16 protein-coding genes and 4 tRNA genes are annotated in these 22,489 nt (G+C 66.9%); 19 read left to right on the top strand and 1 reads right to left on the bottom strand.

Annotated features, from left to right (window positions below; genetic code table 11):
• Positions 1 to 14 precede the first annotated feature (14 nt).
• The 5 genes from menD to KRX55_RS03765 all read left to right on the top strand — a co-directional run bounded on the left by menD (position 15) and on the right by KRX55_RS03765 (position 5,209).
• Entirely contained in the window at positions 15 to 1,658 is a 1,644-nt protein-coding gene (menD, locus tag KRX55_RS03785; RefSeq protein WP_218406465.1) for a 2-succinyl-5-enolpyruvyl-6-hydroxy-3-cyclohexene-1-carboxylic-acid synthase, read from the top strand.
• Positions 1,655 to 2,140 (top strand): DUF3592 domain-containing protein, encoded by a 486-nt coding sequence (locus KRX55_RS03780; protein WP_218406464.1) that lies wholly within the window; start codon positions 1,655 to 1,657, stop codon positions 2,138 to 2,140. Before menD ends, KRX55_RS03780 begins: the two co-directional genes overlap by 4 nt.
• A complete protein-coding gene (locus tag KRX55_RS03775) occupies positions 2,133 to 3,260 on the top strand; it encodes a glycosyltransferase family 4 protein (RefSeq protein ID WP_218406463.1) in 1,128 nt (375 codons plus the stop codon). Before KRX55_RS03780 ends, KRX55_RS03775 begins: the two co-directional genes overlap by 8 nt.
• A gap of 72 nt (positions 3,261 to 3,332) precedes the next feature.
• Entirely contained in the window at positions 3,333 to 4,499 is a 1,167-nt protein-coding gene (locus KRX55_RS03770; protein ID WP_218406462.1) for a glycosyltransferase family 4 protein, read from the top strand.
• Between the two features lie 20 nt (positions 4,500 to 4,519).
• A complete protein-coding gene (locus tag KRX55_RS03765) occupies positions 4,520 to 5,209 on the top strand; it encodes a demethylmenaquinone methyltransferase (protein ID WP_218406461.1) in 690 nt (229 codons plus the stop codon).
• 4 nt (positions 5,210 to 5,213) lie between these two features.
• Here KRX55_RS03765 and KRX55_RS03760 read toward each other — a convergent pair whose 3' ends face one another.
• Positions 5,214 to 6,470 carry a geranylgeranyl reductase family protein gene (locus KRX55_RS03760; protein WP_218406510.1) on the bottom strand — a complete coding sequence of 419 codons (1,257 nt, stop codon included), beginning with the start codon at positions 6,468 to 6,470 and terminating at the stop codon, positions 5,214 to 5,216.
• Between the two features lie 265 nt (positions 6,471 to 6,735).
• Here KRX55_RS03760 and KRX55_RS03755 point away from each other — a divergent pair, with 265 nt between their 5' ends.
• The 14 genes from KRX55_RS03755 (at position 6,736) to KRX55_RS03690 (ending at position 22,379) form a co-directional block, all read left to right on the top strand.
• Entirely contained in the window at positions 6,736 to 7,779 is a 1,044-nt protein-coding gene (locus KRX55_RS03755) for a polyprenyl synthetase family protein (RefSeq protein WP_218406460.1), read from the top strand.
• A gap of 96 nt (positions 7,780 to 7,875) precedes the next feature.
• Positions 7,876 to 7,957: transfer RNA gene (locus tag KRX55_RS03750), tRNA-Tyr, on the top strand.
• A 236-nt stretch (positions 7,958 to 8,193) separates the two neighbouring features.
• A tRNA-Thr gene (locus KRX55_RS03745) sits at positions 8,194 to 8,266 on the top strand.
• A gap of 57 nt (positions 8,267 to 8,323) precedes the next feature.
• A tRNA-Met gene (locus KRX55_RS03740) sits at positions 8,324 to 8,395 on the top strand.
• A 155-nt stretch (positions 8,396 to 8,550) separates the two neighbouring features.
• Positions 8,551 to 8,623 (top strand) — tRNA-Trp (locus tag KRX55_RS03735).
• A 42-nt stretch (positions 8,624 to 8,665) separates the two neighbouring features.
• Positions 8,666 to 9,013 (top strand): preprotein translocase subunit SecE, encoded by a 348-nt coding sequence (gene secE, locus KRX55_RS03730; RefSeq protein ID WP_218406459.1) that lies wholly within the window; start codon positions 8,666 to 8,668, stop codon positions 9,011 to 9,013.
• Between the two features lie 269 nt (positions 9,014 to 9,282).
• Positions 9,283 to 10,086 (top strand): transcription termination/antitermination protein NusG, encoded by an 804-nt coding sequence (nusG, locus tag KRX55_RS03725; RefSeq protein WP_218406509.1) that lies wholly within the window; start codon positions 9,283 to 9,285, stop codon positions 10,084 to 10,086.
• A 382-nt stretch (positions 10,087 to 10,468) separates the two neighbouring features.
• Complete coding sequence (gene rplK / locus KRX55_RS03720; protein WP_218406458.1) at positions 10,469 to 10,906, top strand: 50S ribosomal protein L11; 438 nt, start codon at positions 10,469 to 10,471, stop codon at positions 10,904 to 10,906.
• Positions 10,907 to 11,021: 115 nt separating this feature from the next.
• Complete coding sequence (gene rplA, locus KRX55_RS03715; RefSeq protein WP_218406457.1) at positions 11,022 to 11,738, top strand: 50S ribosomal protein L1; 717 nt, start codon at positions 11,022 to 11,024, stop codon at positions 11,736 to 11,738.
• A 447-nt stretch (positions 11,739 to 12,185) separates the two neighbouring features.
• The gene (rplJ, locus tag KRX55_RS03710) at positions 12,186 to 12,707 is read left to right on the top strand and encodes a 50S ribosomal protein L10 (protein WP_218406456.1); all 522 of its coding nucleotides are present in this window, start codon (positions 12,186 to 12,188) and stop codon (positions 12,705 to 12,707) included.
• 99 nt (positions 12,708 to 12,806) lie between these two features.
• Complete coding sequence (gene rplL / locus KRX55_RS03705; RefSeq protein ID WP_198734974.1) at positions 12,807 to 13,193, top strand: 50S ribosomal protein L7/L12; 387 nt, start codon at positions 12,807 to 12,809, stop codon at positions 13,191 to 13,193.
• Positions 13,194 to 13,368: 175 nt separating this feature from the next.
• On the top strand, positions 13,369 to 14,355 hold the full coding sequence (locus KRX55_RS03700; RefSeq protein WP_218406455.1) for a DUF3068 domain-containing protein: 987 nt from the start codon (positions 13,369 to 13,371) through the stop codon (positions 14,353 to 14,355).
• Between the two features lie 377 nt (positions 14,356 to 14,732).
• Entirely contained in the window at positions 14,733 to 18,230 is a 3,498-nt protein-coding gene (gene rpoB / locus KRX55_RS03695) for a DNA-directed RNA polymerase subunit beta (protein WP_218406508.1), read from the top strand.
• 144 nt (positions 18,231 to 18,374) lie between these two features.
• A complete protein-coding gene (locus KRX55_RS03690; RefSeq protein WP_218406454.1) occupies positions 18,375 to 22,379 on the top strand; it encodes a DNA-directed RNA polymerase subunit beta' in 4,005 nt (1,334 codons plus the stop codon).
• Positions 22,380 to 22,489: the final 110 nt, after the last annotated feature.

Genomic DNA, 22,489 nt, shown 5'->3' with positions numbered 1-22,489 from the left:
AGACTCTGCAGATCATGACCGTCCCCGCCACCGCAACCGCTGCCGCGATCGCCGCGGAGCTCGCCGCCGCCGGGATCCGGAACGTCGTCGTCTGTCCCGGGTCCCGGAGTGCCCCGCTGGCACTCGCCGTCGCGGCCCGCACCGACATCACGCTCCACGTCCGCCTCGACGAACGCTCCGCCGCGTTCCTCGCCCTAGGAATGGCGAGGGTGGACCACCGGCCCGCCGCCGTGATCGTCACCTCGGGGACAGCCGTGGCGAACTGCCTCCCCGCCATGGTGGAGGCCCGCCACAGTGATCTCCCGCTCGTCGTGCTCGCCGCGGACCGGCCCTCCCGGCTCATCGGCACCGGTGCCTCGCAGACCATCGACCAGCGTGGCATCTTCGCGGCATTCGCCGAGTGCGTCACGATCGACGCCGGTGCCGACGCGGTCCAGGCGGCCGCGGTCACCCGTCGTGCGCTGGCGCACGACCGTGTCCACCTCAACGTCGCATTCGACACGCCGCTCGTCGATCCGGAACCACCGGCACCCGCCGCCCCGCCAGTCGGCCACCCACCGTCACGCCGGCCCCACCGCGACTGGGGTACCGCCCACCTCGACCTGACGCGGCCCACCCTCGTGATCGCCGGAGACGGTGCCTGGCCGGTGGAGGAACTCGCAGGCGTCCCCACCATCGCCGAGCCAACCGCACCCGCCCCCGACCGGCCCGTGCACCCCGCGGCCGCCGGACTCTTCACCCGGGAACAGGTGTCGGCGGAGGGGCACGTCCTGCGCACCCGTCCGGAACAGCTCGTCGTCATCGGGCACCCCACCCTGCACCGTGAGGTCCTGGCGCTGATGTCCGACCCCGGCATCGAGGTCACTGTGCTCACCCGCTCCGACGGATACACCGATCCGGCCGGGAACGCGCACCGGGTGGCCAGCCGGGTACGTGTGGACGGTCAGCCCACGAAACAGTGGCTGAAACTCTGTGACGTCGCGGGTGGACAGGCGGCCGAGGCGGTCCGTGAGGTTCTCGAGGACGGAGACCTGGGCTTCACCGGCCTCCATGTCGCGGCCGCGGTCGCCGACGGTCTCGCGGTCGGTGACACCCTCTTCGTCGGGGCGTCGAATCCCGTCCGTGACATCGCGTTGGTCGGGGTCCCCTTCGACGGCGTCGCCACCCACGCTCCGCGCGGAGCGGCGGGTATCGACGGCAGCGTCTCCCAGGCGGTCGGTGTCGCCCTGGCCACGCAGGCCCGGGACCGGACCGCACCACGCGCACCACGCACCGTCGCGCTGCTCGGCGACGTGACCTTCCTCCACGACTCCGGCGGCCTGTTCATCAGTGCCGGTGATCCGTTCCCGAACAATCTCACCGTCGTCGTGGCCAACGACGACGGCGGCGGGATCTTCGAGACCCTGGAAGCCGGGGCACCCGGACTCCGGGACAACTTCGAGCGCGTGTTCGGCACCCCCCACGGCGTCGACATCTCCGCCCTGGCCGCCGCCAACGGCTGGGAACACCGCGCGGTGGACACCCTCGCCGACCTCATCCGGGAACTCGAGGAATCGATAGAACTCCCGCATCCGCCGCTCATCATCGAGGCCCGCACCACCCGTTCCACCCGGCGGAAGCTGCACGAAGCACTGTCGGGCAAGGTGGTCGGCAGGTGACCCGGAATCCGCTCCGAGCGGCACTCGCCCGTGTGCCCCGCGACCGGGCACGCCGCCGTCAGCACCAGCTGGTGATCCTGTTCTGGATGGCCGCCATGCTGATGGCCCTCGCCATGATCGTCGGCCCCTGGCTGAACGACCGGACGATCGCCGCCGACCGGGCGCAAGCCTACGCGACGGTAACCGACGGCGGCTTGTGGCGGACGACCGTCGAGTACCGCGACGAGAGCGGTCTTCTCCGGGCCCCCGAGGAAGGTGTGCTCTACCCCGGGGACCTGGCCACCGGCAGCGGGGTATGGGTGGACTACGACCGCTCGAACCCCGACCTGGTGAAGATCTCCGGCAGGGACTTCCGCCAGGCCCTCCCCCCGGCTCTCGCAACCGCCGCCGCCGCGAGCCTCCTGGCCGCGGCCGCCTGGTGGCTCATTGCGGTGATGGACCGCCGGCGCGCCCGTCGCGGGGAGGGGCCCGCCGGTGTCTGAGCAGAGTCTCCGGGTTGCCGTCGTCGCCGAGTCCTTCCTCCCCAACGTCAACGGCGTCACCAACTCCGTGCTCCGGATCCTCGAGCACCTGGCCGCGCACGGTCACGAGGCGATCGTCATCGCGCCGGGCGCGCGGGACTACGAGGAGGAGATCGTCACCTACGCGGGTTTCCCGGTGGTGCGGGTGCCCACCGTGATGGTCCCGCTCATCAACTCCCTGCCCGTCGGGGTCCCGGTCCCGCTGGTACACAGGGCACTGCGTGACTTCCGGCCTGACGTGATCCACCTCGCCAGCCCGTACGTCCTCGGGGCAGCCGGTGCGTTGTCCGCCCGGCGGTTGAAGGTCCCGGCGCTCGCGGTCTACCAGACCGATGTCGCGGGCTTCGCCCTCCGCTACCACCTCCGGCTGCTGATCTCCGCCTCCTGGCGGGTCACCCGGATGATCCACAACTCCTGTGCCCGTACCCTCGCGCCGTCCACCGCGGCGATCGCCGAGCTCACCGACCACGGGATCCGGAACGTCCACAGGTGGGCCCGGGGCGTGGACACCGGGCGCTTCAACCCGGTCCACAGGTGTGACCGACTGCGCCGCTCCTGGGATCCGACCGGTGAGCGGCGCATCGTCGGCTACGTCGGCCGGCTCGCCGCGGAGAAGGGCGTCGGTCGGCTGGCCTCCCTGTCCGGACGCGATGATCTGCAGCTCGTGATCGTCGGCGACGGACCCGAACGAGGCCTCCTGCAGGGCGTACTGGACGGTGCGGTGTTCACCGGGGCACTCCACGGGACGGAGCTGGCCCGCGTGATGGCGAGCTTCGACGTGTTCGTCCATCCCGGCGAGTTCGAGACGTTCTGCCAGACCATCCAGGAGGCGCAGGCCTCCGGTGTGCCGACCATCGGGCCGCGTGCCGGTGGACCGGTGGACCTCATCACCCCGGGCGAGAACGGGGACCTTCTCGACGTCGCCACGTTCAGTGCGGACCTGCCCGCGGCGGTGGACCGCGTCCTGGCGGGGCGGGACACCATGTCGGTCGCCGCCCGGCGTGCCGTCGAGGGGCGGACCTGGCCGGTCCTCTGTTCGAAACTCGTGGATCACTACCGGCGGATCCTGCGCCACCGATAGTTACGGACATCGTCATTCTCCTGTCACCCACCCGTGACCTCACCGTCCACCGGAGCGTCCATCATCGGGGACATGCGTGTAGCCATCGTCGCCGAATCCTTCCTCCCCAACGTCAACGGCGTCACCAACTCCGTGCTCCGGGTGCTCGAGCACCTGAACCGCCACGGTGATGACGCTCTCGTCATCGCGCCGGGTGCGCGGGACTTCGAGGAGGAGGTCGTCTCCTACGCGGGTTTCCCGGTGGTGCGGGTGCCCACCGTGATGGTCCCGCTCATCAACTCCCTGCCCGTCGGGGTCCCCGTCCCCGCCGTCAACCACGCGTTACGTTCGTTCCGGCCCGATGTGGTGCACCTCGCCAGCCCGTTCGTCCTCGGGGCGGCGGGGGCGTTCGTCGCCCGGCAGCTCAAGGTCCCGGCGGTCGCGGTCTACCAGACGGACGTGGTCGGATTCGCCGAGAAGTACCACCTGTCGGCGCTGTCGACCGCCGCGTGGGAGTGGACGCGCCTGATCCACAACTCCTGTGCCCGGACCCTCGCCCCCGCGACGCCCGCGATCGAGGCGTTGAGATCCCACGGCATCACCGACGTCCACAGGTGGGCCCGGGGCGTGGACACCGGGCGCTTCAACCCGGTCCACAGGTGTGACCGACTGCGCCGCTCCTGGGATCCGACCGGTGAGCGGCGCATCGTCGGCTACGTCGGCCGGCTCGCCGCGGAGAAGGGCGTCGGTCGGCTGGCCTCCCTGTCCGGACGCGATGATCTGCAGCTCGTGATCGTCGGCGACGGACCCGAGTACGGTGCCCTGCGCGACGCACTGCCCGGAGCGGTATTCACCGGGGCCCTCGGGGGAGAGGACCTGGGAAGGGCGTACGCCAGCTTCGACGTGTTCGTCCATCCCGGCGAGTTCGAGACGTTCTGCCAGACCATCCAGGAGGCGCAGGCCTCCGGTGTGCCGACCATCGGGCCGCGTGCCGGTGGACCGGTGGACCTCATCACCCCGGGCGAGAACGGGGACCTTCTCGACGTCGCCACGTTCAGTGCGGACCTGCCCGCGGCGGTGGACCGCGTCCTGGACAATCTGGCGGGCATGTCCGCCACGGCGCTCGACCGGGTCTCCGGACGGACATGGGAGGGCGTCTGCGGTGAACTGCGCGGACACTATTCGGCGGTTCTCGCGGATCAGCGTCGGGCGGAACGTTCCACCGGGGTACGGCCCGGGGCATGGGCCCGGTGGCGCTAGCCGTCGCGTAGCCTTGACACGTGGTCAAGGCATCCCTGGAAAAGAATCCCGACGAGGTCGCGCGGATGTTCGACGCCGTCGGCGCGAAGTACGACATCACGAACACGGTGCTGTCCCTCGGACGCGACCGTCACTGGCGCCGCCGCACCCGGCAGCGCCTGAATCTCCGCCCCGGTGAACGCGTCCTGGACCTCGCCGCCGGGACCGCCGTGTCCACCGTCGAGCTGGCCCGCTCCGGTGCATGGTGTGTGGCCTGCGACTTCTCCTCCGGGATGCTCACCGCGGGTGCGCACCGCGCCGTGCCCAAGGTCGCCGGCGACGGTCTCGCCCTGCCCTTCGCGGACGGGTCCTTCGACGCGGTCACCATCAGCTTCGGACTCCGCAACTTCGCCGACACCCGTGCCGGGCTCCGGGAGATGGCCCGCGTGACCCGGCCGGGCGGACGGCTGACGATCGCCGAGTTCTCCACCCCGGTCGTCCCCGTGTTCGCGCAGGTGTACAAGGAGTACCTGATGCGCGCACTGCCCGCCCTGGCCCGGGTCGTGTCGTCGGACCCCTCCGCCTACGAGTATCTGGCGGAGTCGATCCGCGCCTGGCCCGACCAGGAACAGCTCGCCCGGGAGATCGCCGCCTCCGGCTGGACCGAGGTCGGCTGGCAGAACCTGACCGGCGGTGTCACCGCCCTGCACTCGGCGGTGAAACCCGCGTAGGGGCTCACTCCCAGAGGACCGGGCCGGAACCCCGCAACCGGTAGTAACCCCCGGCGGCGGCACGCCACGCACGGGCAACCACATCCCGGTCCCCGTCCGTGACGAGGTTGCCCATCAACCGCGCTGTGGCGCGCATGAGCGGTCCCGCCTGAGGTCCCCGGAAACCGAGTGGCCCGACCATCGGGAGCAGCTGCGGATGGGTCAGCAACCGGGCCGCGGTCCGGGCCAGCAGGAACGCCTCCCCGTAGTTCTCCCGCAGTACCCGGGGCCACACCACCGTCAGGTCGCGACGTGGGTCGATCAGCTCCGCCGCGAGACGCGCGGTCTCCAGTCCGTAGTCGATCCCCTCGCCGTTGAGCGGATTCACGCACGCCGCGGCGTCCCCGATCAGCATCCAGTTCGGACCGGCCACCCCACTCACCGCGCCTCCCATCGGCAGCAGGGCACCCGCAACGTCGGTCTCCGGCCCGAGTCGCCACTCCTCCCGTCGGAGCCCGGCGTAGTGTGTGAGCAGCTTCTTCGTGTTCACCTTGGCGGGCCGTGCCGTCGTCGACAGCGCCCCGCAGCCGATGTTCACGTGCCCCTCGGCCAGCGGGAAGATCCACCCGTAGCCCGGCTGCGCCACACCCGACCCATCACGGAGCTCCAGATGGGAGTGGATCCACTCCTCGTCGGAGAAGGGCGTCGTGCAGTAGGCGCGGGCGGCGATCCCGTACACCTCATCCCGGTGCCACGTCCGGCCGAGCTTCTTGCCGATGGGGGAGCGGACCCCGTCGGCGACGACGGCCGTGCCGCACCGCACCCTGCGTCCCCCGTCGGGCGCGGTCAGGGTCACCGACTCCAACCGGCCGCCGCGGATGGAGAGGTCGACGGCGGGGCACTCCTCCCACACCGTCACGCCCGCGGTGGCACGGGCGCGTTCGAACAGGAGCGCATCGAGCTCGGTACGGCGCATCGCGGATCCCTCGCGACCGAACGCGGACGGGGGCCACGGTGCCGTCACGTCACCGCCGAAACCGTGCAGCTTCAGGCCGCGGGACCGGTAGCCGCCGGCGATCTCCGGCCCGAACCCCAGAAGCTGCAACTGGTGCATCGCACGTGGGGTCAGTCCGTCACCGCAGGTCTTGTCGCGTGGGAAACGGGCGGCGTCGACGAGGAGCACGTCGAAACCGCGGTTCGCCGCGTGGATCGCGGCGGAGGCTCCGGCGGGGCCACCCCCCACCACGAGGACGTCGGTTGATGCGGTCCGGGACCGGGAGATACTCACCGCTCCATTGTCGCACTTCCGGGACCCGGCGGGTTTTCACCCCGGAGTGTCCGGTGACCGCCCGCGTCGACTACGGTTGATCCCGGGTCCGCTCCGGGCCCGCGGGGTCCGTCGCGCGGGAACGTGGCATCACCCCGGCGGCATCCACGGAGACGACGTCGTACGACGTCGGTATCCGGGAACCGGAATCAGTCCCAGCACACCACTCCAATCCGGCGGCCGGTCCAGCCCGCCGCGAGAAGACAATGAGGGCAACCGCATGAGTAACGGCCGTACCGTGACGCACGGTCCAGGCGACCACGACAAGACGTTCTCCCGGGGAGCGTCCGTCAACCTGGGAGACGAGCAACTCAACGAGGCGATCTCCTCCGGCATGCGTGAGGTCGAGGAACTCCTCGCGGCCGAACTCACCGTCGGTGAAGGGTTCGTCACCGACAAGGTCCGTTACCTCGCCGCGGCCGGCGGGAAACGCTTCCGCCCCATGTTCGCGCTCCTCGCGTCCCGGTACGGTGCGAACCCTGCGAACGCGGACGTCATCAAGGCGGCGGTCGTCGTGGAGATGACCCACCTGGCCACCCTGTACCACGATGACGTGATGGACGAAGCGGACAAGCGACGGGGGGTGGACTCCGCGAACAGCCGGTGGAGCAACTCCATGGCGATCCTCGCCGGAGACTACCTGCTGGCCCGGGCCTCCAGGATCATGGCGCAGCTGGGAGTCGACACCGTCGCGCACTTCGCCGCCACCTTCGGAGAGCTGGTCACCGGCCAGATGCGGGAAACGGTCGGGCCCGGCGACGGGGACCCGATCGAGCACTACCGGGCGGTCGTCCGGGAGAAGACCGGCGTGCTCATCGCTTCCGCGGGATTTCTCGGTGGGCTGCACGGTGGCGCGACCCCCGGGCAGATTGACGCACTGCACCGTTTCGGATACGCCATCGGCACGGTGTTCCAGATCGTCGACGACATCATCGACATCTACTCCGACACCACCCAATCGGGGAAAACCCCCGGGACGGACCTCAAGGAGGGCGTGTTCACGTTGCCCGTCCTCTATGCGTTGGAGGAGCAGAGCACCGTGGGGGACGAACTCCGGACCCGGCTCACGGGGCCAGTCATCGATGATGACGAGGTGGCCGAGGTCCTCGATCTCCTGCACCGGTCGACGGGAAGGGAGAAGGCGTTGGCTGACGTCCACCACTACGTGGAACTCGCCGAGGCCGAACTCGCGAAACTGCCGCAGAACGAGACCACCGCCGCACTCCGCACCCTCACCCGATTCACGGTGAGCCGCGTCGGTTGACCGGTGTGGAGCCGGAAAATGTCTGCTGACATGCGGACTTGCGTCGCGCCACTCACGGCGTAGTAGAGTGTTCAGTGCACCGCGTGAGCGGCGCACGCCAGGTTGCCCGAGCGGCCAAAGGGAGCGGACTGTAAATCCGTCGGCTATGCCTACGTTGGTTCGAATCCATCACCTGGCACATCGTGACGGCCCGTTCCGGTCGGAATCTTCCACGAAGATCCGCCGGAACGGGCTTTCCCCGTTTCCGGGGTCCTCGCGGGTCCGACGCGCCGGTTCCCGACCGTCCGTGACGGCGTTGTCCGGGGCCCGGAAAAATGGCTTTGAACTGCTGATTTGTGCAGCCTGGTGGGAACAGGTTAATCTTTGTGAGGCTTCAACGGAGCGGGCGCATGCCGTACGATTCCAAGAGGCTGTGCCCCCTTAGCTCAGTCGGCAGAGCGTTTCCATGGTAAGGAAAAGGTCGACAGTTCGATTCTGTCAGGGGGCTCTGTTGTTTTTCCCGCCGGGGTCTTCTACGGTCGCGGTCGTGGAGAAACGACCACATGGCGGTGTAGCTCAGTGGTAGAGCAAACGACTCATAATCGTTGTGTCGCGAGTTCAATTCTCGCCATCGCTACCGGGATATCGATCCACCGTCCGGGCCCCTCAAGGGTGTCGGGACGGTGTTTCTCTGGTATTCCTGCGGGTGCCCACGGGGGCGATCGACGGCGCATACATCCGGCCCTCGTACGTCTGGTAGGGTAGTCGCGTACTGCAGAACGCAGTGCATGAAGGGGCGTAGCTCAACTGGCAGAGCAGCGGTCTCCAAAACCGCAGGTTGCAGGTTCAAGTCCTGTCGCCCCTGCAAGACACTTTATGCGCACGCAGATCCGAGGAGCACCGCACCGTGACCGACGAAAACAAGCCGAAGCCGACAGGTTCGGCGCGTCCGGCCGGTAAGCGACAGGTTGCGGGGGTTGCCACCACCAGCAGCGACTCCTACGCCGCCAAGAAGGCGCGCGAATCCGTCGCCGTCTCCGGTGACGGAAACGAGGGATCCGGCCTCGCGTCGCGCGTCGGCAACTTCCTCCCCGAGGTCGTCCGGGAGATGCGGAAGGTCATCTGGCCCACCGCCAAGCAGATGTTCATCTACACGATCATCGTGCTCATCTTCCTGATCGTCCTGACCGCACTGGTGTCCGGGGTTGATTTCCTCGCCGGACTCGGAGTTGAGAAGGTGCTCACAGCCAACTAGAATGCCGTGCACGAACACTTTCAACGCAGTATCCCGCCCGACCCCACGAGGTCCGGCGGGATATTTCATGAGGGGGTCGGCGTAGAATGTGGCGAAAAGACCCACCGGGCCCGGCCCGCACCTCCGCCCACCCGACCGAAAACCCAATGGAGTACACCCAGATGAGCGACGACAACACCATCCCCGAGAACGCCGACGAGGCCGTCACCCCCGAGCAGCCTGTGCAGGAGGCGGACCTGCAGATGACGGAAAACTCCGGTGAGCCGGACCTGGGTGATGTCACGGCCGAGGACGCCCTCACGGAAGCGGAGGGCGCGGAGGCGTCCGGGACCACCGCGGCGCCGACCGACGTGGCCTCGGCCGCGGCGGCGCTCGGCGACGACAACGGGGACGCTGCGGAGCAGAGCGAGGGGGAGGCGGCACTCGCCGAGTACAAGGCGCGCCTCCGCAAGTTCCTCCGTGAGCTCAAGAAACTCCCGGGCCAGTGGTACATCATCCAGTGCTACTCCGGCTACGAGAACAAGGTGAAGACCAACCTGGACATGCGTGCCCAGACCCTCGAGGTCGAGGACTCGATCTACGATGTCGTCGTCCCGATCGAGGAGGTCATCGAGATCAGGGACGGCAAGCGGAAGCCGGTCAAGCGGAAGCTCCTGCCCGGATACGTTCTCGTCCGCATGGACATCAACGACCGCTCCTGGTCCGTCGTCCGCGACACCCCGGGGGTCACCAGCTTCGTCGGCAACGAGGGCAACGCCACCCCGGTCAAGCACCGTGACGTCGCGAAGTTCCTGATGCCGCAGGAGACCACCCCGGTCGAGGGCGAGGAGGGGACTGTCGACGCCTCCGGCGAGAAGCTGGTCGCACAGCCCTCCCCGTCCGCGGGCAAGCAGATCGAGGTGGACTTCCAGGTCGGCGAAGCCGTCACCATCCTCACCGGCGCCCTGGCCTCCGTCTCCGCGACCATCTCCGAGATCGACGCCGAAGGCGGCAAGCTCAAGGCGCTCGTCTCGATCTTCGGCCGTGAGACCCCGGTGGATCTCACCTTCGACCAGGTCGAGAAACTGACCTAGGTCGGTCCATCTCCACGACACAGAACCCGTCCGTCACGGCTGTCAGGCCGCCGGGCGGGTTTTGTGTCCCTCCGCCGGGTCGGGTAGTCTGGTCAATTGCGTGTGTCCGGATCGCAGCCCCGGGAAGCCGGTGACGGTGGAGGAGCTGAAGAAGGGGACGCGCCGACCCGGACAACGACGTGCACCCGTGCACGGGGATCCGGGAACCCACACATCAATCCCCGGTGGCCGGGTTACGCCTTCAACGCAGTCGGAACTGCGGGTGGGGCCCGGCATCCGGACGACGACGGTGGTTGTGCGTGATCTCGGAACGGGTTCGTCCCGGTCACGCCCACACACGGACATCGGCCACCGCCGTCGGTAACAAGGAAGAGGTACTACGATGCCCCCGAAGAAGAAGAAGAAGGTCACAGGCCTGATCAAGCTGCAGATCCAGGCGGGACAGGCCAACCCGGCCCCGCCGGTCGGCCCCGCCCTGGGTGCCCATGGTGTCAACATCATGGAATTCTGCAAGGCCTACAACGCCGCCACCGAGCAGCAGCGCGGCAACGTCGTCCCCGTCGAGATCACCGTCTTCGAGGACCGCTCCTTCGAGTTCAAGCTGAAGACCCCGCCGGCAGCCAAGCTGCTGCTGAAGGCCGCCGGCCTGCAGAAGGGCTCCGGCGTCCCGCACACCCAGAAGGTGGGCAAGGTCACCATGGCGCAGGTCAGGGAGATCGCGGAGACCAAGAAGGAAGACCTCAACGCCAACGACATCGACGCCGCGGCGAAGATCATCGCGGGCACCGCCCGTTCCATGGGTATCGAGGTCGAGGGTTAACATCCCTGAAGCTCCGTGCCCGCACCACGGGTCACGGAGCACGTGGGAGGGCCCGCTTCGGCCCGCACCACAAATTCCCACCCGCTTTTCACCATCTGAAAACTAAGGAATCACAATGAGCAAGCAGTCCAAGGCATACCGCGCCAAGGCCGAGAAGATCGACGAGGGCCGCATCTACGCCCCGATCGAGGCCGCGCGCCTGGTCAAGGAGACCTCCTCCGACAACTTCGACGCCACCGTCGACGTCGCCATCCGTCTGGGCGTCGACCCCCGCAAGGCCGACCAGCTCGTCCGCGGCACCGTCTCCCTGCCGAACGGCACCGGTAAGACCGTCCGCGTCGTCGTTTTCGCCGCAGGCGAGAAGGCGACCCAGGCCGAAGAAGCCGGCGCCGACATGGTCGGAACCGACGAACTGATCGAGAAGATTCAGGGCGGCTGGACCGACTTCGACGCCGCGATCGCCACCCCGGACCAGATGGCCAAGGTCGGTCGCGTCGCCCGCGTCCTCGGCCCCCGTGGCCTCATGCCCAACCCGAAGACCGGTACCGTGACCATGGACGTCGCGAAGGCCGTCACCGAGATCAAGGGCGGTAAGATCTCCTTCCGTGTCGACAAGGCCTCCAACCTGCACGCAGTGCTGGGCAAGGCCTCCTTCGACGCCGAGAAGCTGGCGGAGAACTACGGCGCTCTCATCGACGAGCTGCTGCGTCTCAAGCCCTCCTCCTCGAAGGGTGCCTACCTGAAGAAGATCACCATCTCCTCCACCAACGGTCCCGGTATCCCCGTGGACAACTCCGTGGTGAAGAACTACCTCGACGAGCCCCAGGTCTAGATAAGTCCATCGTTGACCTGACTGCCGGGTCGACCGGAGCGCCCCGCGTGCCGTCCATCGTGATGGAACGCGGGGCGCTCCGCGTCTCCGGTCCTCCGTCCCCGGGGGAGTGCCCGGGGCGTGCACCCACGGGGAAGCGGCCACCCGTGATTTGACCCGCCGGGTCCGCGTGCATACACTGACCCACCGAAGTTTGAACGGCGCGTTTTCCACGCGACGAGCTCAAGTTTCACCGAAGACCGTCGGTCATCCCGGTACCCGGGATCGAAGGTTTCCGCACCGCGGAACGGCCCACGCAGGAGACACTTGGAGCCTCCCTCTTCCCGAGGTGCGCCCCCCGTGCTCTTGCACGGGGCTTTTTCATGTTTCCACCGTTCACGCGGTCGGTGACGTGAGAGAGCCCCGGCGGATCAGACGACCTACACACATGAGGAAGGAGGCGAAGTAATGGCTAACGCGAAGAACGTCGCCGCAGTGGCTGAACTCAAGCAGCGCTTTGAGTCCACCAACGCCGTCGTGCTCACCGAGTACCGCGGTCTCTCCGTGGCTCAGACCACTGAACTGCGTCGGGCTCTCGGCTCGGATGTCACCTACTCCGTCGCCAAGAACACCATGATCAAGCTGGCTGCGAAAGAAGCCGGCGTCGAAGGTCTTGATGACATCCTGACCGGTCCCACCGCAATCGCCTTCATCGAGGGCGAGGCTGTTGACGCAGCCAAGGCGATGAAGGACTTCGGCAAGGAAAACAAGGCGTTCGTGGTCAAGGGTGGCTACATGGACGGCGAATTCCTGAGCGCGGCTCAGGTTGAAGCCATCGCCGAGCTGGACAACCGCGAGACCACTCTCGCGAAACTGGCGGGCGCCATGCAGGGCAGCTTGGCAAAGGCCGCAGGCCTGTTCAACGCTCCCGCTTCCCAGATCGCACGCCTCAGCGCTGCGCTCCAGGAAAAGAAGCAGGGCGAAGAATAAGTCGTCTCCCGCCACGCGGCGCGAGACGCACAGAGTTAGACCACAGCACAAACTTTTCGGCCCGGTGCACCCGGGCCACCAACTGAAAGGACTGCCACCATGGCTAAGTTCACCAATGACGAGCTCATCGAGGCCTTCAAGGAAATGACCCTCATCGAGCTCTCCGAGTTCGTGAAGCTCTTCGAGGACACCTTCGACGTCACCGCCGCCGCTCCGGTCGCCGCCGTCGCCGCCGGCGCCCCCGGTGCCGCTGCCGCCGCCGAGGAAGAGAAGGACGAGTTCGACGTCGTTCTCGAGGACGCCGGTGCCAAGAAGATCGGCGTCATCAAGGCCGTCCGCGAGATCGTCTCCGGCCTGGGGCTGAAGGAAGCCAAGGAGCTCGTCGAGTCCGCTCCGAAGGCCATCCTCGAGGCTGCGTCCAAGGACGACGCCGAGGCCGCCAAGACCAAGCTCGAAGAGGCCGGCGCCAAGGTCTCCCTGAAGTAGTCCCTCCGGGTTCGACTTCCCGCCACCGTCCGACGGTGGCCGGCGAACGGCCCGCAGATTCCCGTGCAGAACGGGGAACTGCGGGCCGTTTTCCCGTTCCGGGACCGTTTCGACGGCGGATAGCGGAGCAAAACTGATCTTCATCACCCGACTGTGCGCGGGGTAGCATCGGGTCATGCTTGCGAAGTCGCGTATTTTCTCGGTGCTGATCCTCGGTCTGGGGGCCGCCCTCATCACCTGGGGGTTGGTTGCACCGCACTTCTTCCATGACGACGGCCGGCTGCCGCTGTCGCTGGAGGACACCACACTGACGGTGCGTGACGGCAACGCGGAGACCACACTGAATCCGGGCCCGGGGGAGATCGTCTCCGCCGCGGTGATCCGCCAGCACCACGTCGAGCTCCTCGATCCCGCTGACGCGGAGACGGTGACCGTGCGGATCGGATCGACGATGATGCGCGAGGCCAACGAGGACGACATAGAGCGCCTCGTCGAGGCGTCCGTGTGGAGCTTCGTCATGGACCGGACGACGGGGGAGGCGGTGGGGCCCGCCACGATGACGTCCCAGCTCGGCCTGCCGCCCACCCAGGTCCCCGTGACCGGTCTCTGGGCGAAGTTCCCCGCTGACCCGGCGAAGACGACCTACGAGGTCTTCGACGCGACCCTGCGGGGGAGCGCACCCGCGGTGTACCGGGAGACGGTCGAACGCGGCGGGCGGCAGCTCAACGTCTACCGGCAGACGATCGAACCGACGAACCTGGCGACACGGTACGCGGACATGTTCAACACCACGACGTTCGAGACCGGGGACGGGGGCACCGAGCCCGGATACCTGTTCTATTCGGCCGACCGGGACTGGTACGTAGACGTCGGGACGGGACTGGTGGTGGACATCCGGGAGGATCTGGAATCCTACTACGGGACCCGCGACGGTGAACGCCGTGAACAGGTGCTCCGGTTCCACGGGGCGGGGACGGAGGAATCCGTCGACCGGCTCATCGCCCAGGCCGAACGGGTACCGGACGGTTCCGGACAACGGACCGTCACCACCGTGCTGCTGACACTCGGCGCCCTGCTTCTGCTCGTCGGGCTTGTCGGGGTGCTGTCAGGTGGTCGGCTGCGACGCGGAGGGGAGTCGGGGGAGTCGACGCGGTATCCGTGATTCTGTGCCGTTCGGCGGTTTCAGGTGGCGGATCGCCGACGATCTGTTAGGGTGGCGCCGGCAGTACATCCTTCCGGTGCCCGTTCTCCGGGCCCGGGGGGGGGGGGGCGAATGGGGAACGTTGGCGGAGTTCCCGGCCCGACGGACGTCGGCCGAAAACTGGTACTTTACAGCCGGAAGAAAATGGTATAGGCTAGCTCGTTGCGCTGGAATCTCTTTCCGGTTATCCTGTCCGACCTTGGCCAGACCGGTTGAAAAACCCGGTTTGACAAGGTCATTCAGTGCTATCCGGAGATGATTGGTTCCACAGCAGACCACATGCTAAAAATTCTAGCGGAACGGGCCCACCATCGTCGTGGGTGAGCCCACCGCGTGAGGTGCTGGAAGGACGCATCTTGGCAGTCTCCCGCCAGACCAAGTCAGTGACCGAAATCCCCGGAGCTCCGCAGCGTTACTCGTTCGCGAAGATCAACGAACCCATCGAGGTGCCCGGTCTTCTCGACCTGCAGCTCGAGTCGTTCGCATGGCTCGTCGGAACGCCCGAGTGGCGTGAACGCACCCAGGCCGAAGCGCCTGAGGGCGCCCGAGTGACCAGTGGACTGGAGGACATCCTCGAGGAACTGTCCCCGATCCAGGACTACTCCGGAAATATGTCCCTGTCCCTGTCCACGCCACGCTTCGAAGAGGTCAAGAACTCTATCGATGAGTGCAAGGACAAGGACATCAACTACTCCGCCCCGCTTTACGTGACGGCGGAGTTCGTCAACAACGAAACCGGAGAGATCAAGTCCCAGACCGTCTTCATCGGCGATTTCCCGATGATGACCGACAAGGGCACCTTCATCGTCAACGGCACGGAGCGTGTCGTCGTCAGCCAGCTGGTCCGTTCTCCCGGTGTCTACTTCGACCAGACCATAGACAAGTCCACCGAGCGACCCCTGCACGCAGTGAAGGTGATTCCCTCCCGTGGTGCATGGCTCGAGTTCGACGTCGACAAGCGCGACACCGTCGGTGTCCGCATCGACCGGAAGCGCCGTCAGCCCGTCACCGTGCTGCTGAAGGCACTCGGCTGGACCACCGAGCAGATCGTGGAGCGCTTCGGCTTCTCCGAGATCATGATGTCGACCCTCGAGGCTGACGGTGTCTCGAACACCGACGAGGCGCTCCTGGAGATCTACCGGAAGCAGCGCCCGGGTGAGCAGCCCACGCGTGACCTCGCGCAGTCTCTCCTGGAGAACTCCTTCTTCAACGCCAAGCGCTACGACCTGGCCAAGGTCGGTCGCTACAAGGTCAACCGCAAGCTGGGGCTCGGCGGCGACAACGAGGGCAACCTCACGCTGACCGAGGACGACATCGCGACCACCATCGAGTACCTCGTCCGGCTGCACGCCGGCGAGAACTCGATGAAGTCACCCGCCGGAACGACCATCCCGGTCGAGACCGACGACATCGACCACTTCGGCAACCGTCGCCTGCGCACCGTCGGCGAGCTCATCCAGAACCAGGTCCGCGTCGGCCTGTCCCGCATGGAGCGCGTCGTCCGTGAGCGCATGACCACCCAGGACGCCGAGTCGATCACCCCGACCTCGCTGATCAACGTGCGTCCGGTCTCCGCCGCGATCCGCGAGTTCTTCGGAACCTCGCAGCTGTCGCAGTTCATGGACCAGAACAACTCACTGTCCGGTCTGACGCACAAGCGTCGCCTCTCCGCGCTCGGCCCCGGTGGCCTCTCCCGCGAGCGTGCCGGCATCGAGGTCCGTGACGTGCACCCCTCGCACTACGGCCGGATGTGCCCGATCGAGACCCCTGAGGGCCCGAACATCGGCCTGATCGGTTCCCTGTCGTCGTACGCCCGGATCAATCCCTTCGGGTTCATCGAGACCCCGTACCGCAAGGTCGTCGACGGTCGACTCACCGACGAGATCGACTACCTCACCGCGGATGAGGAGGACCGGCACGTCGTCGCGCAGGCGAACACGCCCTACGACGAGAATGGTCTGATCACCGAGGAACAGGTCGTCGTACGCATGAAGGGCGGCGACAACGAGGTCGTCGACCGCGAGCGCATCGACTACATGGACGTCTCGCCCCGCCAGATGGTCTCCGTCGGCACGGCGATGATCCCCTTCCTCGAGCACGACGACGCCAACCGTGCCCTGATGGGTGCGAACATGCAGAAGCAGGCCGTGCCGCTGGTCCGTGCCGAATCGCCGTACGTCGGCACCGGCATGGAGCTGCGCGCCGCCTACGACGCCGGTGACCTCATCATCTCCAACAAGGCCGGTGTCGTCGAGAACATCGCCGCCGACTTCATCACCGTGATGGGTGATGACGGTGTCCGTGACACCTACATGCTGCGGAAGTTCCAGCGGACCAACCAGGGCACCTGCTACAACCAGAAGCCCATCGTCAACATGGGTGACCGCGTCGAGGAGGGCCAGGTCCTGGCGGACGGCCCCGGTACCCACCGGGGCGAGATGGCGCTCGGGCGCAACCTGCTCGTCGCATTCATGCCGTGGGAGGGCCACAACTACGAGGACGCGATCATCCTCAACCAGCGCCTCGTGGAGGAGGACGTCCTCACCTCGATCCACATCGAGGAACACGAGATCGACGCCCGCGACACGAAGCTCGGTGCCGAGGAGATCACCCGTGAGATCCCTAACGTCTCCGAGGAGGTCCTCAAGGATCTCGACGACCGCGGTATCGTGCGCATCGGCGCCGACGTCCGTGACGGCGACATCCTCGTCGGCAAGGTCACGCCCAAGGGGGAGACCGAGCTGACCCCGGAGGAGCGCCTCCTGCGTGCCATCTTCGGTGAGAAGGCCCGCGAGGTCCGCGACACCTCCATGAAGGTTCCGCACGGTGAGACCGGCAAGGTCATCGGTGTGCGCCGGTTCTCCCGCGAGGACGATGACGACCTCGCGGCCGGCGTCAATGAGATGATCCGTGTCTACGTCGCCCAGAAACGCAAGATCCAGGACGGCGACAAGCTCGCCGGTCGCCACGGCAACAAGGGCGTCGTCGGCAAGATCCTCCCCGCCGAGGACATGCCCTTCCTGCCCGACGGCACCCCGGTGGACATCATCCTGAATACCCACGGTGTCCCGCGTCGTATGAACATCGGCCAGGTTCTCGAGGTCCACCTCGGCTGGCTCGCCGCCGCGGGTTGGCACGTCGACCCGGAGGACGTCAAGAACGCCGAGCTCATCAAGACGTTGCCCGAGTCGCTCTACGACGTCCCGCCGGAGTCCCTCACCGCCACGCCGGTGTTCGACGGTGCCTCCAACGAGGAGCTCGCGGGCCTGCTCGCGAACTCCCGCCCGAACCGTGACGGCCAGACTCTGGTCGACGGCAACGGCAAGGCGCAGCTGTTCGACGGTCGCTCCGGTGAACCCTTCCCTTACCCGGTGTCGGTCGGCTACATGTACATGCTGAAGCTGCACCACCTGGTCGACGAGAAGATCCACGCCCGTTCCACCGGCCCGTACTCCATGATCACCCAGCAGCCGCTCGGTGGTAAGGCCCAGTTCGGTGGACAGCGCTTCGGTGAGATGGAGGTGTGGGCGATGCAGGCATACGGCGCCGCCTACACCCTGCAGGAGCTCCTGACCATCAAGTCCGACGACGTCGTCGGCCGTGTCAAGGTCTACGAGGCCATCGTCAAGGGCGAGAACATCCCGGACCCGGGTATCCCGGAGTCGTTCAAGGTCCTGCTCAAGGAGCTCCAGTCGCTGTGCCTCAACGTCGAGGTCCTCTCGGCCGACGGCACCCCGATGGAGCTCGGGACCACCGACGACGACGAGTTCGATCAGGCCGGTGCCTCCCTGGGCATCAACCTGTCCCGCGACGAGCGAACCGACGACGTGGCCTGACGGTCACCCGGCACCGCACGACGGTCTGACCGCGGGTCGTGCCTGTCCCCACCGGGGCGGGCGGCCCGCGGGACGGGCAGCTAATCACCGATATTCTTCTTCTTCACACAACACCCCCGGAAAGACGGGGGGAAAGGGAGTTACGTGCTCGACGTCAACTTCTTCGACGAACTCCGCATCGGCCTTGCTACGGCCGACGACATTCGCCGCTGGTCCAAGGGCGAGGTCAAAAAGCCGGAGACCATCAACTACCGAACCCTCAAGCCCGAGAAGGACGGCCTGTTCTGCGAGCGGATCTTCGGACCCACCCGCGACTGGGAGTGCGCCTGCGGCAAGTACAAGCGTGTCCGCTACAAGGGCATCATCTGTGAGCGCTGCGGCGTCGAGGTGACCAAGTCCAAGGTGCGGCGTGAGCGCATGGGACACATCGAGCTCGCCGCTCCGGTCACCCACATCTGGTACTTCAAGGGTGTTCCGTCGCGCCTCGGTTACCTGCTGGATCTCGCGCCCAAGAACCTCGAGCGCATCATCTACTTCGCCGCGAACATCATCACCTCCGTCGACGACGAGGCCCGCCACAACGACCTTTCCACCCTGGAGGCAGAGATGCTCCTGGAGAAGAAGGACGTCGAGGCCGACGCCGAATCCGACATCGCGGACCGGGCACAGAAGCTCGAGGAGGACCTCGCCGAGCTCGAGGCCGCCGGCGCCAAGGCCGACGCGCGCCGCAAGGTGCAGAACGCCGCCGACAAGGAGATGCAGCACATCCGCGAGCGCGCAGAGCGGGAGGTCGCCCGTCTGGACGAGATCTGGAACACCTTCGTCAAGCTCGCCCCGAAGCAGATGATCGTGGACGAGACGATCTACTCCGAACTCGTCGACCGCTACGAGGACTACTTCACCGGTGGCATGGGCGCGGAGGCCATCCAGACGCTCATCCGCAACTTCGACCTCGACGCCGAGGCCGAGGAACTGCGCACCATCATCAACGAGGGCAAGGGCCAGAAGAAGGCCCGTGCACTCAAGCGACTCAAGGTCGTCGCAGCGTTCCAGCGCTCCGGCAACGACCCCGCGGGCATGGTCCTGGACAGCATCCCGGTGATCCCGCCGGAGCTGCGCCCGATGGTCCAGCTCGACGGTGGCCGGTTCGCCACCTCCGACCTGAACGACCTCTACCGTCGCGTGATCAACCGCAACAACCGCCTCAAGCGGATGATCGATCTCGGTGCCCCCGAGATCATCGTCAACAACGAGAAGCGGATGCTGCAGGAGTCCGTGGACGCCCTGTTCGACAACGGTCGTCGCGGCCGGCCGGTCACCGGCCCGGGCAACCGCCCGCTGAAGTCGCTGTCGGATCTCCTCAAGGGCAAGCAGGGTCGTTTCCGTCAGAACCTGCTCGGTAAGCGCGTCGACTACTCCGGTCGTTCCGTGATCATCGTCGGTCCGCAGCTCCGTCTGCACGAGTGCGGCCTGCCGAAGCTGATGGCGCTGGAGCTGTTCAAGCCCTTCGTCATGAAGCGCCTCGTGGAGCGCGAGTACGCGCAGAACATCAAGTCCGCGAAGCGCATGGTCGAGCGCCAGCGTCCCGAGGTCTGGGACGTGCTCGAGGAGGCCATCTCCGAGCACCCGGTGATGCTGAACCGTGCCCCCACCCTGCACCGCCTGGGCATCCAGGCCTTCGAGCCCGTGCTCGTCGAGGGTAAGGCCATCCAGCTGCACCCGCTCGCGTGTGAGGCCTTCAACGCCGACTTCGACGGTGACCAGATGGCCGTCCACCTGCCGCTTTCCGCCGAAGCCCAGGCCGAGGCCCGCATCCTGATGCTCGCCTCGAACAACATCCTCTCCCCGGCGTCGGGTAAGCCGCTGGCCATGCCCCGACTGGACATGGTCACCGGGCTGTACTTCCTCACGCTCGACAAGAACCCCGAGGAACTCGGTGGTCAGGGCGCGTACCAGCCCGCGACCGAGAACGGCCCCGAGAGGGGCGTCTACAGTTCCTTCGCCGAAGCCATCATGGCGTACGACCGTGGGGTGCTCGGCCTGCAGGCCCCGATCAAGGTCCGCATCTCGCACCTGCGTCCCCCGGCGGACATCGAGGCGGAGCAGTTCCCCGACGGCTGGAAGCGCGGTGACGTCTGGATGGCGCACACCACACTCGGCCGGATCATGTTCAACGACCTGCTGCCGTGGAACTACCCGTATCTCGAGGGCGTCATGGTCCGTAAGGGCGGTGGCACCGACAAGATCCTGCTCGGTGACGTCATCAACGACCTCGCCTCGCGCTACCCGATGATCACCGTCGCGCAGACCATGGACAAGATGAAGGACGCCGGTTTCTACTGGGCCACCCGGTCCGGTGTCACCATCACCATGTCCGACGTGCTCGTGCTCCCGAACAAGGCCGAGATCCTCGACCGTTACGAGGCCGAGGCACGTGAGGTCGAGCGCAAGTACTGGGTCCAGGGTGCACTCACCGAGCGTGAGCGCTACGACCGCCTGGTCGAGCTCTGGAAGGACGCCACGGACACCGTGGGTAAGGCCGTCGAGGACATGTACCCCGACGACAACCCGATCCCGATGATCGTGAAGTCCGGTGCCGCCGGCAACATGCGCCAGATCTGGACGCTCGCGGGCATGAAGGGCATGGTCGTGAACTCGAAGGGTGACTACATCACCCGCCCGATCAAGACCTCCTTCCGAGAGGGACTGTCCGTCCTGGAGTACTTCAACAACTCCCACGGTTCTCGTAAGGGCCTGGCCGACACCGCGCTGCGTACCGCCGACTCGGGTTATCTGACCCGTCGTCTCGTGGACGTCGCGCAGGACGTCATCGTCCGCGAGGAGGACTGCGCCACCCGCCAGGGTGTCAAGGCCCCGGTCGCGGTCGAGGTCACCGACGCTCTGGGCAACGTCACCGGTCACCGCAGGCACCAGCTGATCGAGACCTCGGTCACCGGCCGTGTGCTCGCCGCGGACGCGACGAACGCGTCCGGTGAGGTCATCCTCGAGGCGGGTTCCGATCTGGGTGAGCTCGAGATCGATGCTCTCGTCGAAGCAGGTGTCGCGGAGGTCAAGCTCCGCAGCGTCCTCACCTGTCAGACCCCCACCGGGGTCTGCGCCAAGTGCTACGGCCGTTCGATGGCCTCCGGCAAGCAGGTCGACATCGGAGAGGCCGTCGGCATCGTCGCGGCACAGTCGATCGGTGAGCCCGGTACCCAGCTGACCATGCGTACGTTCCACCAGGGTGGCGTCGGTGGCGACATCACCGGCGGTCTGCCCCGTGTCCAGGAGCTCTTCGAGGCGCGTGTCCCGAAGAACAAGGCCCCGATCGCCTCGGTCGCCGGTACGGTGCACCTCGAGGACGAGGGCAACTTCTGGACCCTGACGATCACGCCGGACGACGGATCGGACGAGGTCGTCTACGAGAAGCTGTCGAAGCGGCAGGGTCTCGCGATGATCAACGCCCCGATGGAGTACGCTCCCGGTTCACACATCGACCGCACGCTGCAGGAGGGCGACCACGTCGACGTGGGCGACCGACTGCTCCGCGGCCCGGCGGACCCGCACGACGTCCTCGAGGTTCTCGGTCGCCGCGGCGTCGAGCAGCACCTCATCGACGAGGTGCAGGCCGTCTACCGTGCCCAGGGTGTGGCGATCCACGACAAGCACATCGAGATCATCATCCGCCAGATGCTGCGTCGTGGCACCGTCATCGAGTCCGGCTCCACCGAGTTCCTCCCCGGGACGCTCGTGGATCTCGCCGAGGCGAAGCTCGCCAACGCCGAGGTCCGCGCGGCCGGCGGCGAGGTTGCGGCCCTGCGCAGTGAGATCATGGGCATCACCAAGGCTTCGCTCGCGACCGAGTCCTGGCTGTCGGCGGCCTCCTTCCAGGAGACCACCCGGGTGCTCACCGATGCCGCGATCAACAAGCGCTCCGACAAGCTCATCGGCCTGAAGGAGAACGTCATCATCGGTAAGCTCATCCCGGCCGGAACCGGTATCTCCCGCTACCGCAACATCTCTGTCAAGCCGACCGAGGCGGCGCGCAACGCGGCGTACGCGATCCCGACCTACGGTGACTCGATCTACGGCGACGACGGCTACGGTGAGTTCACCGGCGCCTCCGTCCCGCTGGACGACTACAGCTAGTCCGGGTGGGGGAGCGGTGGACACCACCGCTCCGGCCGAGCCCCCGGTGTGCGTGCATCAGCACGGGCACCGGGGGCTTTCCCGTTCCGCACCGATTCATCCGGGGACGG

The organism is Corynebacterium sp. TAE3-ERU16 (genome assembly GCF_019209935.1).
GTDB classification, from domain to species: Bacteria; Actinomycetota; Actinomycetes; order Mycobacteriales; family Mycobacteriaceae; genus Corynebacterium; species Corynebacterium antarcticum.
This window is presented reverse-complemented; position numbering and strand designations above follow the sequence as displayed.